Source organism: Paenibacillus sp. FSL W8-0426 (genome assembly GCF_037969725.1).
GTDB classification, from domain to species: domain Bacteria; phylum Bacillota; class Bacilli; order Paenibacillales; family Paenibacillaceae; genus Paenibacillus; species Paenibacillus hubeiensis.
On record NZ_CP150203.1, the window covers coordinates 4,465,340 to 4,478,820 of the forward strand.

Sequence of the window (13,481 nt, forward strand, 5' to 3'; positions counted from 1 at the left end):
CCTGCGGTCCGGGAAACCGGAGCCCCTGCAACCTTCATCCGCGTGTGCGGGCTCATCCACTGCAGGAGACATGCGCTCTTATTATTCATACTATATCATTTGAGGTACATTATGACAAACAAGTCCAATATACCTGTTAAATCTCGTTTTCCTCAAGAAACTTGATATCAAAGTCCCCGCGAACGAACGTCGGGTGATCAAGCAGCTTCAAGTGGAAAGGAATCGTGGTCGATATGCCTTCGATGGCAAACTCGCTCAGTGCGCGCTTCATCTTTGCAATGGCCTCTTCCCGCGTTGCTCCCCATACGATCAATTTCGCGATCATGGAGTCGTAAAAAGGGGAAATCGTATACCCTGGATATGCTGCGCTATCCACGCGCACGCCCGGGCCTCCCGGAGCCAGATAGAACCCGATTTTACCCGGAGCCGGCATAAAATTGCGATCCGGATCCTCGGCATTGATGCGGCATTCGATGGCCCAACCGTTAATCACGACGTCCTCCTGACGGAAAGAAAGCGGATGCCCTTCGGCAACGGCAATCATTTCGCGAATCAGATCCACGCCGGTAATCATTTCCGTCACCGGATGTTCGACCTGAATGCGTGTATTCATTTCCATGAAATAAAACTCGCCCGTCGGACTAAGCAGAAACTCAAGCGTACCTGCTCCCGAGTAATTGACCGCCAACGCTGCTCTGACAGCGGCTTCCCCCATCAGGGTGCGCACTTCTTCCGTCAACACAGGGCAAGGCGCTTCCTCGACAAGCTTTTGGCGGCGGCGCTGCACAGAGCAGTCACGTTCGCCAAGATGAACGGCATTGCCGTGTTTGTCGGCCATGATCTGGATTTCCACGTGTTTCATACCCGTCAGAAATTTCTCAAGGTATACGCCCGCATTGCCGAATGCCTTCTGGGCTTCCTGCTGGGCCGTCGTGATTTGTTTGACGAGCGATTCCTCGTCTTCAGCGATACGAATTCCTTTTCCCCCACCGCCGGCGGTTGCCTTGATGATTACCGGGTATCCGATATCTCTGGCGATCATGATCGCTTCGTCCATATTTTCGACCAATCCGTCCGATCCCGGAATGACGGGCACGCCCGCATCCTTCATCGTCTGTTTGGCAACGGCCTTGTCACCCATTTTGGTAATCGCTTCTGGGGAAGGGCCGATAAAGGTGATGTTGCAAGACGCACAAATTTCGGCGAAATCGGCATTCTCTGCAAGGAACCCGTAGCCAGGGTGGATCGCATCGCATTCAGTCAGCGTAGCCACGCTCATCAGGTTGGTAAAATTAAGGTAACTGTCCTTCGACAAGGTCGGACCGACGCAATATGCTTCGTCCGCCAGGCGCACATGCAGGGAATCCTTGTCCGCTTCCGAGTAAACCGCTACCGTCGAAATGCCGAGCTCACGGCAGGCACGAATAATACGTACCGCGATCTCGCCGCGGTTCGCAATCAGTATTTTATGAAATTTCATTTCGATATTGTCCTCCTTCGAAGCTCATCCGGTTGCCGTTCCTACGGCGATGGCCATTATTCCGGTTTGACCAGGAACAGAGGTTGTCCGTATTCGACCAGTTGGCCGTTCTCAACCAGCACTTCAACGATTTCGCCCTTGACGTCGGCGTCAAGCTCGTTCATCAATTTCATCGCTTCGATGATGCAGACCGTTGTTTTTTCAACAACCTTGTCGCCCTTGCTTACAAAAGGACCCGCTTCCGGCGAGGAAGCTCTGTAGAAGGTACCCACCATCGGTGATACGATTTTATGTAAATGGCTTGCAGGGTCAGCTTGCGGAGCAGCTTCGGAAACGACCGGAGCCTGCTGTACTTGCGGCGCAGCTGCAACGATTTGCGGAGCTTGCACGGCTGCGGCCTGAATCACCTCGGTTTTGCCAGGCTTGCGAATCGACAGGCGCGATCCTTCATTTTCAATTTCCAATTCCTGAACGGAACTTTCATCCACCAGTTTGATCAGTTCTTTGATCTCACTCAATTTAAACATTTCCATCATTCACTCCTTTGGCATCATGCCAGTCTCACTAGGACGGTCATATGGCTTTATGTATTATATCACAATCGTTCAAAATGGAAAGGGCCCGGCAGAATCCCACTCTCCGGGCCAATGTCCAACTTACGCTGCTTATTGCTCCGTCACGTATTGCACGCTGATTTGGTTTTGCGATACGGCCAGCTCTTTCATCACCAGATCCACGATCGATACCGCTTGCTTTACATCCAGTTTGTCACTAAGCACAAGTACTTTATACTTGTCTGCTTCTTCCTCTACGATGGCATTGGCGTATTGTTGCGACAATGTTTCTTCGATGCCTGTAATTTTCGCTTCCTTCTCTTCCAGGGCGCGAAGCTCTTCGGTTGCCTTCGCATTTTCTTCCGGCGTTTTGCTAAGGTCGCCCGCGATGGTCATCAATTCCTCATATTTGCGATTGTTGCTTTCTTCCCGCTGCCATTGATAATTTTGGAACTGGCTGCTTGCGGAAACGGCTGTATTTTGTTCCTCCATTTCCTTCAGCACCTCTTCGTCGGTTTTGGCTGTGCCTGCATCCGTTCCTTCGGTACCTGTTCCGCTGACGTCAGGGGTCGTTGCGGTTCCTTTGTCGGCCTCTTTACCGGTTTCGCCTTTCTCTCCCGATTCGGCCGCAGGTGTTTTGCCCGTATCGCCAGTTTTCCCTTCATTAGAAGACGGTTCTTCAGCCGTGCCTGCTGCAGGCTGCTGTCCTTCTGTAACAGCGCCTTCGCTTACGACTTCATTCACAACCAGCCCTTCTGTCGGATCAATAATGGACGTTGTTTCCGTGACATCACCTTGCTTCATGCTGTCGACTTGCTGGCTGTCTGCTACAGGCGTATTTACAGGGCCGCTGTCCTCCGTGAACAGGTAGTAGGCTGACAAAATGACCATTAAGCTTAACATCGAGACGAGCCAGATTGTTTGGCGTTTGTTATTCATTCCAATTCCTCCTCAGATTAACTTGGCTTTGTTTCCATCAAGCTGCCGTTCCATCAAACGGCTAATCCTGCTTGCGCGGCACAACCGAAATCCGGTAAGCGGCGACGTTCAACCCTTTTTCCACGGCATCCGTAATCAGGTCCTTCACGACTTTGTTCTCGGCTCCCTTCGCTACGACGAGCACACCTCTGATCTGCGGTTTGAGCCTCTTGGTGACGATCGGCGTCTGATCACCCGATACTTCATACGTGATGATCTCCCCGTCCCGGGTATACTGGGTCATGTGCCTTTTTCCGCCATTGGCATCCGTTTCTTCCGTGAGCTGTTGGGAATCCTTTACGTTCCGCTGAACAACCAGCTCCTCGGTGGAATCGACGGTGACCATGACGTCGACCGTCCCCACGCCGACGATGTTTTCCAACACACCTTTGATTTTGTCTTCAAACGCGGTTTCAATCACCTGAAACGGATTGGACTCGTCAAGGCCCTCCTGAACGTTTGCTGCCATGGATGCAGCAGGATTGGGCGGTTCTCGCCCGATGTTTTCGGAATCTACTTTTTTGACGTTGATGAATGAACTGAACACCATGATGCCCACGCCGATCAAGCCAAGAATGATGAGCCATCGAAACGTGTTGCTGCGCTTCTGGCCTTCACCGCCGCTGAACAACGATTCGATCTTTTTAAACCACTGCTTCATTCGGACCCCTCCTTCTTCATAGTGGTTTTGCCCCCCGCTGTTCCTGAACGTGCACTTTGCTCGCATCCACGTCCCAATTCTCGCTGAGCAGGGTCATGATCTGGACGGTGAGTTTGGAGTCGGGGCCGCCTTCCTTCCCCTCCTGAACGATTCCCTGTTGTTCTTGTTCACCCATCGCAGGCAAAGCCCCGCTCTCCGGATCTTTCGGCTTATCCTCCGCAGCATTGGCATCTGCGCCAATCTGCACGGCCGGAATGTGAACTTCTCCGATTTCGATCGGCTCCCTTGTTGCCAAAGATTCTTCTTCCAAAGCTGCCGGATCGGTTTCGTTCATGGACTTCGTCCCCGCCCCGGTGCCCTGCAGAGCCTCTTCTTTTCCCTGCTCTTGATGTTGTGCAGCCATCGTCACCAGCACCTTGCGGATGACGGGTAATTCAGCCTGCGCAAATGCCGAGTCCGGCGATGAGTGCAGCTCCATGCCCAGTTGAACCTCTACGGATTGAACCCGTTTGCCGGTTTCCTCCTCAATCTGATCTTTCATCGCGCTGGAGAGCTCCCTTGCGGTCCACTGTAAGGACTGTTCCTGTTCGCCGGCTCGCAATTTTTTGCCCTCAGCCAGGATTTGCTCCAACGTTACATTCCCTTCATCCATATCTCCCATAGTCGACATGGCCCGCTTGAGCTCGGCCACCGGATCGCTTCGCAGCAGCTTGGTCAGGGGGGACAACAGCGTAAGCAGAATAAGGAGGCTCAGCACAAGCTTGACGTACCGCTCCATGGAACGATTGGGCAGCAGCATCTCCACAAAGGTTGCGAGCAGGACAATCATGATCAATTCCTGAAGCCAGTTGCTCAGCCACCCCATCCTTTCCGCCTCCCGTCCCTTTCCTTTATCGCATCATCACCGTCAGATTACCTGCTGTGAGCAGTATGGTAATTGCCAGAAAAAACATCAGTCCGACCGCAGCCAGGGCGGCAAATACGTAGATCATCGCTTTCCCGATTGCCTGCAGACACCCGACGATCGGAGTGTCGCCCAGCGGCTGCATGATCGCACCCGTTATGTTGTAGATCAAGGCAAGGGCAAGGATTTTGAGTGCCGGAAAGGCGCAAAGAAACAATATGATAATGACTCCCGTCAGCCCGATCGCATTTTTGACGAGCAATGAGGCCGTGAATACGGTATCGGTGGCATCCGCGAACGTCCGTCCCACAATGGGAATAAAGTTCCCTGCAATGTATTTTGCTGCCTTCAGGCTAACCCCGTCCGTGACGGAACTCGTCGCTCCCTGCACGGAAATGACGCCGAGAAACATGGTGAGCAGTACGCCCAGCAGTGCCACGCTAATGTTGCGGAGCAAGTCGGCAAGCTGTGTGAGCTTGTATTTGTCGGAGATCGAGCTGACCAGATGCAGCACCGCCGAGAAGAACAACAACGGAAAAACGAGCATGTGAATGAGCGTGCTTACCAAATGAATCATGAAAATAATCATGGGATGCGTCACGGATACCGTTACGATGTTCCCCATCGATGCGAGGAGGGTGAACAGCAGCGGCACCATCGCCATCATGAAACTGACCATGCCTTCAATGGCATCTTTGGCGTATCCGATCGCCACGCTGAAACTGTTGATGGCAATAATGATGATGACCATGTAACAGATCGCATACGCGATTTTGCTGATATTGTTTTTCTCAAACGCGGTCTGCAGCGTTTCCAGGATCATGCTCAGCACGCTTAACATGACAATGGTGACCAACAATTTGCCGTTGTACATGATCTCGTGCAGCATAAAGGTTCCGATGGCAACGAAAACCGATTTCAGGCTGAATCCTTCATTGCCGGGAACGAGCATATCCATGAAAGAAGGCGTCTTTCCTTCGGGAAAAAAACCGCCATACTGCTTCATAAGCTGGTCCCAGTATTTTTCCACCTGGTCTTTGGGCAGCTCATTCGCCTGTTGCTGCAGCCATTCGTCCGCAGGCGCGGTTGCCGCAGCCTGTCCGATAAAGGCAAACAGAAAACACGTCACAAGGATAAAAGCAAGGCTCCAGCGCGGCTTCTCTCTGATTCGGTTCATGAATAATCCGCATGCCTCCTTTTACACCGGCATCAGCTTCATGACGGTTTCAATAATGATACCGATGATCGGAATTGCCAGCACGAGGATCAGCACCTTGCCGGCAAGTTCGATTTTGGAAGCGATGCTTTCCTGGCCGGCATCCCGCACGATCTGTGCGCCGAACTCGGCGATGTAGGCAATGCCGATAATTTTAAGCACCGTTTTCAGGTAAACGCTCTCCATGCCCGAGTTTTCGGCCAGCCGTTTCAGCACATCGATCACGGACCCGATCTTTCCGATCAGCAGCATGAAAATGACAATGCCGGTAGCCGCGGCGATCAGAAACGCAAACATGGGCTTCTGTTCCTTGATGACAAGAATGAGAACCGTTGCGATCAGCGCCAGACCCACGACTTGAATAATCTCCACAGGTCACCACCATTCCGGCTTCATGACCGCATCATTGGAACAGGAATATCGATTTGATTTCCTGCAGCAGGCCGTCCAGCATGCGAACAACCATGAACAGCACAACGACGAATCCAATCACGGTCACCCAGTGCGCCATATCTTCCTTTCCCATCTGTTTCAGAACGGTATGAATCATCGCAATGATGATACCGATTCCCGCAATCTGAAAAATTGCGTTTACTTCCAAATTCATGACCTTGGCACCTCACTATCCCGGCAATTTCAGAAGATCAGAATTACGATTAACGCTCCTACAAGCATCCCGAGGTTACGGCTCATCCGTTCATACTTCATTTGATCGGCTTGTGCACGGGACTCTTCGTGCATCAGTTGCTGAATGGCTAGCGAGATATGTTTGGTCTGATCCTGACGGTCGCTGGTGCCAAGACTATAACTCAATTGCAGCATGACTTCCCGCTCATCCTCTTTCATGGCCGACTTGGCCCAAGCCTGCTCGATGCCTGATTGCAGACTGTCACGCGCCGTTTGCCCGTGAGGTCCCTCCATTCGGTTCCCCGCGTGCAGAAAAAGCGTGCGTACCGGCTCTTTGGTCTGAGCGGCCATTTTGTCCATTGCTTCCGGCAGGGGAGTCAAGCCGTAATTGATTTCCGTCATCAACCGCTGCAAGGCAGCAATCAGTTCCCGGAGCTGTTTGGGTCTGAGCGCGTATTGCCGGGCGCGATAAAAACCGATCATCGTACTTGCCAGAAGGATCAGCACCGCACCGAGCATGTTAAGCATAAGCTTCTCCTCCTGCTCCCGCCGGGGTAACCTGCAAACCACGCATCTTGCCGTCCGCGAGCCTGAAGCTGGTGCCCCGGCTCGTCCGCCGCAGCTGCACGTAACGCTGGAACGTCTGCCCTTCAATCAGGGCGCGCAAGGCAGGTCTGGAAGCAAGCTCCATGAAGTCGCGGCCGTGAGCGGTTGCGATGACGGATACTCCGGAATGCAGCGCCTCCATGACTGCTTCGGCATCTTCCGGACGACCGATCTCGTCCACAATCAACACGTCCGGTGACATGGAACGGAGCATCATCATCATGCCTTCGGCTTTCGGGCAACCATCCAGAACATCCGTCCGCGGACCGACATCGAATCCGGGCACGCCGCGGTGGCTGCCTGCAATTTCGGAGCGCTCGTCCACGATGCCGACCTTGAGGCGGGAAGATAATCCCTGGACGCGCTCACCTGCCCCCGGCAACCCGGTACCGCTGCTGATCTGTCTCGCCAGATCCCGCAGCAGCGTCGTTTTCCCTTGCTGGGGAGGCGACAGAATCAATGTATGGAATACCTGTCCGCTCTTGGCATCCCACAGATGAGGCAGGATGCGGTCAGCGATGCCGTGTATTTCGCGCGCGATTCTCATATTGAACCCCGTGATGTCCCGCAAGTATTCGACGCGTCCTCCGCTAACCACGGTCCGTCCAGCAAGTCCAATCCGGTGGCCCCCGGGAATCGTGATGAAACCCCTGCGGAGCTCCTCTTCCAATGTATACAGCGAATGGTTGCTAATCATGTCAAGCAGCTTGTGTGCGTCTTCTTTGGAAGGAACATAAGCATCGTCCGGCTTGTCCGTCAGACTGCCGTCCGGGCACAGAAAATGATAGCTGCCCCCGGCATTGGCCTCAAGCGGCCTTCCCGTGCGTATGCGAACTTCTTCCACTTGTTCCGATACAGCGGGCGGCATTCTTCCCAGAATGGTTTGGATCGGTTCCGGGAAGAGCTCCCTCCAGTTCACTTTCATGATCGGCCCTCCAACCCCACAATTGTGATGATCTCTTTTCTGATGCTGTTCCTATCTCAATTCTATGCCTGTACATTCGAATTATGACGACGAACTCTAGCAATTGTTCGAAAGGGAGAGAGTAGCGCAAGTGGAGAGACATAGAACTTCCAATTTTATTTATTTCTGAAAGGGTGGGGAGGCTGCAAACGATAGGCACCTGTCTATGGAAGGGTGCATATAGTGCACAAACAGATTCCGTTATCCCGATTCCGCTATGCGGACGATGGAGACATTTCCCCCAAGAGAAGAAAGGAGTTGTGGGGTGTGCAAGTGGATGTGATAGGGAACGTGGACGAGGTTCGAAAAATGGACATCGCCGGGCGGAGTGTCGTGGTGATCGACGTGCTGCGAACGACGAGCACCATCGTGACCGCACTCGCCTTTAACGCTGCGGCAGTGGTTGCGGTAGAGACCGTTCCGATGGCCAAACAACTGGACTTGAAGGATTGCATTCGCGGCGGTGAACGTTTCGGCAAAAAGCTCGCCGGATTCGAAACAGGCAATTCACCCTATGAATATATGACAGAAGACATTGCGGGCAAAACGGTTGTACTCACAACGACGGATGGAACACGGGCATTGATCAAAGCTGCCGGAGCCAAGCATGTCCTCGCAGGTGCATTTTTGAATGTCAATGCCGTAGCATCGGCCCTGAGCAGGCTTCGAAGAGACGTTCTGCTTTTATGCGCAGGTCATCAGGGAGAATTCGCGCTGGAAGACGGCCTGTGCGCAGGCATGATCATCGGTGCCATGAAGGATCAAACGCCTTGCGAATTAAGGCTGAATGATTTGGGCATGGTCCTGTATCAAGCCTCGCTTCAATGCGAAAGCAAGCTGTTCGAGCTCATAAGAGCTTCCGCCGGGGCCAAAAGTCTTGAACGGCAAGGGAGGCTGCCCGATATTTCCTATTGCGTGCAGACGAACCTTCTGGACTGTGTACCCGAAATGGACGCCAGCCACCCGTTGCAGCTATTTCGCAAAATGGGGCGGGAACAGGCCTCTAATTTGTCGTAAACAAAAAGAGGCGTCCTGACCCTAAAGGGATGCAGAACGCCTCTTTATTTATTTTATCGACGGACTTCCGGGCCGCCAACAAAAGCTTGTTCTTCCGTATCCAGGTCGAATGCGGTATGCAGCGCTTTAATTACATCATGAAGTTTGTCTCCGTCAATGACGCAGGAAACCTTGATTTCGGACGTGCTGACCATTTTGATGCTGACGCCTTCGCCGGAAATCACTTTGAACATTTTGGCAGCTACACCAGGATGGCTGACCATGCCTGCTCCGACGATCGAAATTTTAACCAGCTTTTCTTCAGAGGTCACTTCGCGGTAAGGCAAACGGTTGCGGAGCCCTTCAATGACAGTCAGTGCTTTCTCGCGATCCGTCAAAGCCACCGAGAACGAGAAATCCGCTTTCCCGTCCATTACACCGCTCTGAACGATAATATCAACATCAATCTGTGCGGATGCGAGTTCGCCGAACACTTCGGCCAGTACTCCCGGAACATCCTGTACACCCATGATGCTGATGCGCGCTACGTTTTTGTCATAGGCGATTCCACTAACCACTACCCCTTGTTCCATTGCTGCTTCCTCCTTCACAACCGTTCCTTCATTATGGTTAAAGCTGGATCTGACGATCAAAGGCACACCGGAATGCTTCGCGTACTCTACCGCACGCGGATGCAGCACGGCCGCTCCCAGATTCGCCAACTCCAGCATTTCGTCGTACGAGATTTCCTTCAGTTTGCGGGCTACTTTCACGATTCGCGGATCGGTGGAGTAGATTCCGTCCACATCCGTGTAGATTTCGCAGGCGTCAGCCTGGATCGCCGCCGCAAGCGCTACCGCTGTTGTGTCCGATCCCCCGCGCCCGAGCGTGGTAATTTCCCCGTCTTCGGTCATGCCCTGGAACCCGGCCACGATAACGATGTTGCCTTCGTTCAGCGCAGCGGTTACCCGCTCCGGACGGATATCGTTAATGCGTGCCTTTCCATGAACAGGCTCTGTCACAAAACCAGCCTGCCAACCTGTAAAAGACACCGCCTTGCGTCCAAGTGCCTGGATCGCCATCGCTAGCAGCGATATGGAGATTTGCTCTCCTGTCGTGAGCAGCATATCCATTTCCCTTGCAGGCAGATCGCTGTTCAGCAGTTTCGCTTGATCGATCAGGTCATCCGTCGTATCTCCCATGGCCGAAACCACGACGACACATTGATGCCCTTCATCTGCTTTTTCCACAACACGCCCGGCTACACGTTTCATGCGCTCCGTATCTCCGACCGAGCTGCCCCCAAACTTCATGACGTACAATGACAACGCAAATCCACTCCCTACCTTGTGCAATATGCATACTTGATGCCCATCGCCATTATTCTCTCTGGAACATGACTTTAACCCAGTATAATACGAAAGTGTCAGATCGGCTAATCTTTTTTAACAAAAATGCTTTTCCGGTATAACGGAAAGGTCCAACCTCGCCTCAAGCATAACGATTCTAAAATGTGAAAAAACCCTTTGTCATCGAAATGACAAAGGGTTGGTGTATACACGGGCATACGCTTGTTCCGGCACGATTACGCGCGGGAAGAGTATTTGCCTTCGCGAGTGTCGATGATCAGCACGTCGCCTTCGTTAATGAACAAAGGAACTTGCACGTTCAAGCCGGTTTCCAGCTTCGCGTTTTTGGTTGCACCTTGGGCAGTGTTTCCTTTTACGCCCGGCTCGGTTTCAACGACCTTCAGCTCAACGCTTGTAGGCAGGTTGATCCCCAGAATTTCACCTTGATAGCTGACGATGTGCACGTTCATGTTTTCTTTCAGGAAGTTCAGTTCCCATTCCAGTTGATCGCTTGTCAGCGTGAACTGGTCGTATGTTTCGTTATCCATGAATGTGTGCTCGCTGCCGCTGGCATACAGGTAGGAAACGCCACGGTTTTCGATCATGGCACGGCCGATCGTTTCACCCGCACGGAACGTACGCTCAACCGTGTTGCCGTTGCGCAGGTTTTTCAGTTTGGAGCGCACGAATGCTGCACCTTTGCCCGGTTTAACGTGTTGGAAATCCAGCACGGTAAAGATATCTCCGTCTACCTCGACGGTCAAGCCTGTTTTGAAATCGTTAACTGAAATCACGAATAAATCCCTCCTGGTTGAGTTAAAAAATTACATGGTTTATCCGATTACGGTAAACTTCTTATCCGACTTCGTCAAAATACGAATGCCTGTCTCCGTAATCACGACATCATCTTCGATACGTACGCCGCCCAGACCGTCGATGTAAATGCCCGGTTCCACCGTAACGACCATGCCCGGTTTCAGCACATCGTCACTAAGCTTGGACAGACGCGGAGCCTCGTGCACTTCCATGCCCAGACCATGACCTGTGCTATGCCCGAATTGTTCCCCGTAGCCATGCCCTGCAATGATATCGCGCGCAAGGGCGTCCGCTTCGCGTCCGGTCATGCCCGGCTTCAGGTTTTCCAGCGTATGTAACTGCGCCTCCAGCACGATGTCGTAGATTTTTCGCAGCTCGGGCACCGGCGTTCCTGTTGCAATGGTACGTGTCAGATCGGAACAATATCCGTCCAGCAGTGCGCCGAAATCGAACGTGATCAGTTCATTTTGCCCAATGGCCTTGCTGCTTGCTCGTCCATGAGGCAAGGCAGAACGCACGCCCGAAGCCACGATGGTATCAAACGAAGAGGATGTCGCCCCGTTTTTCCGCATGAAAAATTCCATTTCAAGATCGACTTCCGCTTCAGTCATGCCCGGTTTTGCAAACTGCAAAACATGGCTGAACGTTGCATCCGCCAGATCAGCCGCTCGCTGCATAACAGCGATTTCGTTCTCGTCCTTGAACATTCGCAAATGCTCCACGATACCCGATACGGCTTTTAATTCAATGGATTGAAGCGCCTCGGCATAAGCGCCATACGTTCCGTAAGAAACATGGTCCTGTTCAAAGCCGACTGCCGTGATGCCGCTTTGGGCCAGCAATTCGCGTACCGTTTCAATCGGTTTAGGACCATGCTCGACCACGTTGAAGCCTTCGGCTTGCTGCGACGCTTGCGCCATATAACGGAAGTCGGTCACCAAATAAGCTTCTTGCTCCGTAATGAGCACATAGCCGGATGAACCCGTAAAACCCGTCATATATTGACGGTTCACCGGACTTGCGATCAGCATCGCTGCCAATCCGCGCTCCTGCATCGCCTCGCGCAGCTTGTTCACTCTTTTGTTTTCCATCGGTAACCCTTCCTTCTCTCACATTCCCGGGTTCCCGGCTCAGGTTTGTTTGTCCAGATGACGCACGAGAGCCAGCAATCCCAGTTCATAGCTTACTTCGCCAAATCCGGCAATCTGCCCGATCGTCACTGCAGCGATGACTGATTGATGTCTGAAAGCTTCACGCGCATGAATGTTAGATAAATGAACCTCCACGGTAGGAACCTTTACCGTACTGATGGCATCGCGCACGGCATAACTGTAATGGGTCAGCGCGCCGGCATTCAGAATGATTCCGTCCGCCTCGCCCAAGGCCGCATGGATGCGATCAATAATGTCCCCCTCGTGGTTGGATTGGTAAAAAGCAATGGAGACACCCAGCTCCTCGGCTTGTCTGCGAATGTTGTCCTCAATCTCCTTCAGACTAAGCGTTCCGTAGATGCCCGGCTCGCGTACGCCAAGCATGTTCAGGTTCGGGCCATTGATCACGACGATTCGTTTCATAGCTGCTCCATCCTTTCTGCAAATAACCATCTGCTATTTTAACACAGCCATTGCCGGATTGAGAAGCTTTTTTGCGGCTGCTAGCCCGCTTCTTCGGGCTCGCGCTTCCGCTCGTCCGTATACTCCATCGCCACGGTGTAACCGATAAAGAGGCCCCACAGCAAAAAGAAGCACAATTCGGTGAAGATGGAGTCCCAGGTCAGGCGGTTTATAGGCTTCATCATTCCCAGCTTGGGACCGAGAATCACGAACAGGATGACCCACCATACGATGCCGTAAACCATGCCGGGAATCGGCCCTTTTTGTTTTCTCAGGCTAAACGTGTAAATCACCGACACGAGGATGGAAAATGCGATAAAAAACAACCATCCCGTCAAATGGCCTGCTGCCGTATATATGAACCGGTGCTTGAAAAAGGGTTCCGCCAGAAAGCCTATAGGCACGACCGTAAAGTGAAGGAAATAAAAAAACCAATGAACCCCGCCCCAAATAAAGCCGGCAAAAAAACCGAGCTCAATCGCAAAAGGCAGCGGCTTCGTATGGCCTTGTTGCTGGCTTTGCCTCGGCCTCGCCTTTCTCTTCGATTCTTTCGAGCCCGTCTTGGGATCTTCCGCATGTATTGTCCGTTCTTCCACATACTCTGCCATTTGCATTCTCCTCAAGATTTAATCGTTCTCCTGCCTGCAGAATCCTTGCTGCCTTGTTTTCCGTCCCAGGTAGTATGCTCCAGTTCAGGCGAATTTAACAACCATCACC

At 52.5% G+C, this 13,481-nt stretch carries 16 protein-coding genes; 1 reads left to right on the forward strand and 15 read right to left on the reverse strand.

Annotated elements, in window-relative coordinates; translation table 11 throughout:
• Positions 1-136 precede the first annotated feature (136 nt).
• The 10 genes from accC to spoIIIAA all read right to left on the reverse strand — a co-directional run bounded on the left by accC (position 137) and on the right by spoIIIAA (position 7,951).
• Positions 137-1,480 carry an acetyl-CoA carboxylase biotin carboxylase subunit gene (accC, locus tag MKY59_RS19905; protein ID WP_236419972.1) on the reverse strand — a complete coding sequence of 448 codons (1,344 nt, stop codon included), beginning with the start codon at positions 1,478-1,480 and terminating at the stop codon, positions 137-139.
• Between the two features lie 56 nt (positions 1,481-1,536).
• Positions 1,537-2,007 carry an acetyl-CoA carboxylase biotin carboxyl carrier protein gene (accB, locus tag MKY59_RS19910; RefSeq protein ID WP_236419974.1) on the reverse strand — a complete coding sequence of 157 codons (471 nt, stop codon included), beginning with the start codon at positions 2,005-2,007 and terminating at the stop codon, positions 1,537-1,539.
• Positions 2,008-2,145: 138 nt separating this feature from the next.
• Positions 2,146-2,973 (reverse strand): SpoIIIAH-like family protein, encoded by an 828-nt coding sequence (locus MKY59_RS19915; protein ID WP_339273346.1) that lies wholly within the window; start codon positions 2,971-2,973, stop codon positions 2,146-2,148.
• Positions 2,974-3,034: 61 nt separating this feature from the next.
• On the reverse strand, positions 3,035-3,673 hold the full coding sequence (spoIIIAG, locus tag MKY59_RS19920) for a stage III sporulation protein AG (RefSeq protein ID WP_236419978.1): 639 nt from the start codon (positions 3,671-3,673) through the stop codon (positions 3,035-3,037).
• Positions 3,674-3,689: 16 nt separating this feature from the next.
• Positions 3,690-4,538, reverse strand: coding sequence for a stage III sporulation protein AF (gene spoIIIAF / locus MKY59_RS19925; protein WP_339273349.1), 849 nt, complete (start codon positions 4,536-4,538; stop codon positions 3,690-3,692).
• A 25-nt stretch (positions 4,539-4,563) separates the two neighbouring features.
• Positions 4,564-5,754: a stage III sporulation protein AE gene (gene spoIIIAE / locus MKY59_RS19930; protein ID WP_339273351.1), complete on the reverse strand. Its 1,191-nt coding sequence runs from the start codon at positions 5,752-5,754 to the stop codon at positions 4,564-4,566.
• A 21-nt stretch (positions 5,755-5,775) separates the two neighbouring features.
• Positions 5,776-6,165 carry a stage III sporulation protein AD gene (spoIIIAD, locus tag MKY59_RS19935; protein WP_236419984.1) on the reverse strand — a complete coding sequence of 130 codons (390 nt, stop codon included), beginning with the start codon at positions 6,163-6,165 and terminating at the stop codon, positions 5,776-5,778.
• 31 nt (positions 6,166-6,196) lie between these two features.
• Entirely contained in the window at positions 6,197-6,400 is a 204-nt protein-coding gene (gene spoIIIAC / locus MKY59_RS19940; RefSeq protein WP_056696521.1) for a stage III sporulation protein AC, read from the reverse strand.
• A 29-nt stretch (positions 6,401-6,429) separates the two neighbouring features.
• Positions 6,430-6,948 carry a stage III sporulation protein SpoIIIAB gene (gene spoIIIAB / locus MKY59_RS19945; RefSeq protein ID WP_236419986.1) on the reverse strand — a complete coding sequence of 173 codons (519 nt, stop codon included), beginning with the start codon at positions 6,946-6,948 and terminating at the stop codon, positions 6,430-6,432.
• Positions 6,941-7,951 carry a stage III sporulation protein AA gene (gene spoIIIAA, locus MKY59_RS19950; protein ID WP_236419989.1) on the reverse strand — a complete coding sequence of 337 codons (1,011 nt, stop codon included), beginning with the start codon at positions 7,949-7,951 and terminating at the stop codon, positions 6,941-6,943. Before spoIIIAA ends, spoIIIAB begins: the two co-directional genes overlap by 8 nt.
• A gap of 222 nt (positions 7,952-8,173) precedes the next feature.
• Here spoIIIAA and MKY59_RS19955 point away from each other — a divergent pair, with 222 nt between their 5' ends.
• The gene (locus MKY59_RS19955; protein WP_236419990.1) at positions 8,174-9,007 is read left to right on the forward strand and encodes a 2-phosphosulfolactate phosphatase; all 834 of its coding nucleotides are present in this window, start codon (positions 8,174-8,176) and stop codon (positions 9,005-9,007) included.
• A gap of 53 nt (positions 9,008-9,060) precedes the next feature.
• On the opposite strand, the gene MKY59_RS19960 is transcribed toward MKY59_RS19955, so the two are convergent.
• The 5 genes from MKY59_RS19960 to MKY59_RS19980 all read right to left on the reverse strand — a co-directional run bounded on the left by MKY59_RS19960 (position 9,061) and on the right by MKY59_RS19980 (position 13,372).
• Positions 9,061-10,314: an aspartate kinase gene (locus MKY59_RS19960; protein ID WP_339273353.1), complete on the reverse strand. Its 1,254-nt coding sequence runs from the start codon at positions 10,312-10,314 to the stop codon at positions 9,061-9,063.
• A gap of 257 nt (positions 10,315-10,571) precedes the next feature.
• Positions 10,572-11,129 (reverse strand): elongation factor P, encoded by a 558-nt coding sequence (efp, locus tag MKY59_RS19965; RefSeq protein ID WP_236419994.1) that lies wholly within the window; start codon positions 11,127-11,129, stop codon positions 10,572-10,574.
• A 39-nt stretch (positions 11,130-11,168) separates the two neighbouring features.
• Positions 11,169-12,242, reverse strand: a complete 1,074-nt coding sequence (locus tag MKY59_RS19970; protein WP_236419996.1) for a Xaa-Pro peptidase family protein — start codon at positions 12,240-12,242, stop codon at positions 11,169-11,171.
• Positions 12,243-12,281: 39 nt separating this feature from the next.
• A complete protein-coding gene (gene aroQ / locus MKY59_RS19975; RefSeq protein ID WP_236419998.1) occupies positions 12,282-12,725 on the reverse strand; it encodes a type II 3-dehydroquinate dehydratase in 444 nt (147 codons plus the stop codon).
• A gap of 80 nt (positions 12,726-12,805) precedes the next feature.
• Positions 12,806-13,372: a YqhR family membrane protein gene (locus MKY59_RS19980; protein ID WP_236420000.1), complete on the reverse strand. Its 567-nt coding sequence runs from the start codon at positions 13,370-13,372 to the stop codon at positions 12,806-12,808.
• Between the last annotated feature and the right edge of the window lie 109 nt (positions 13,373-13,481).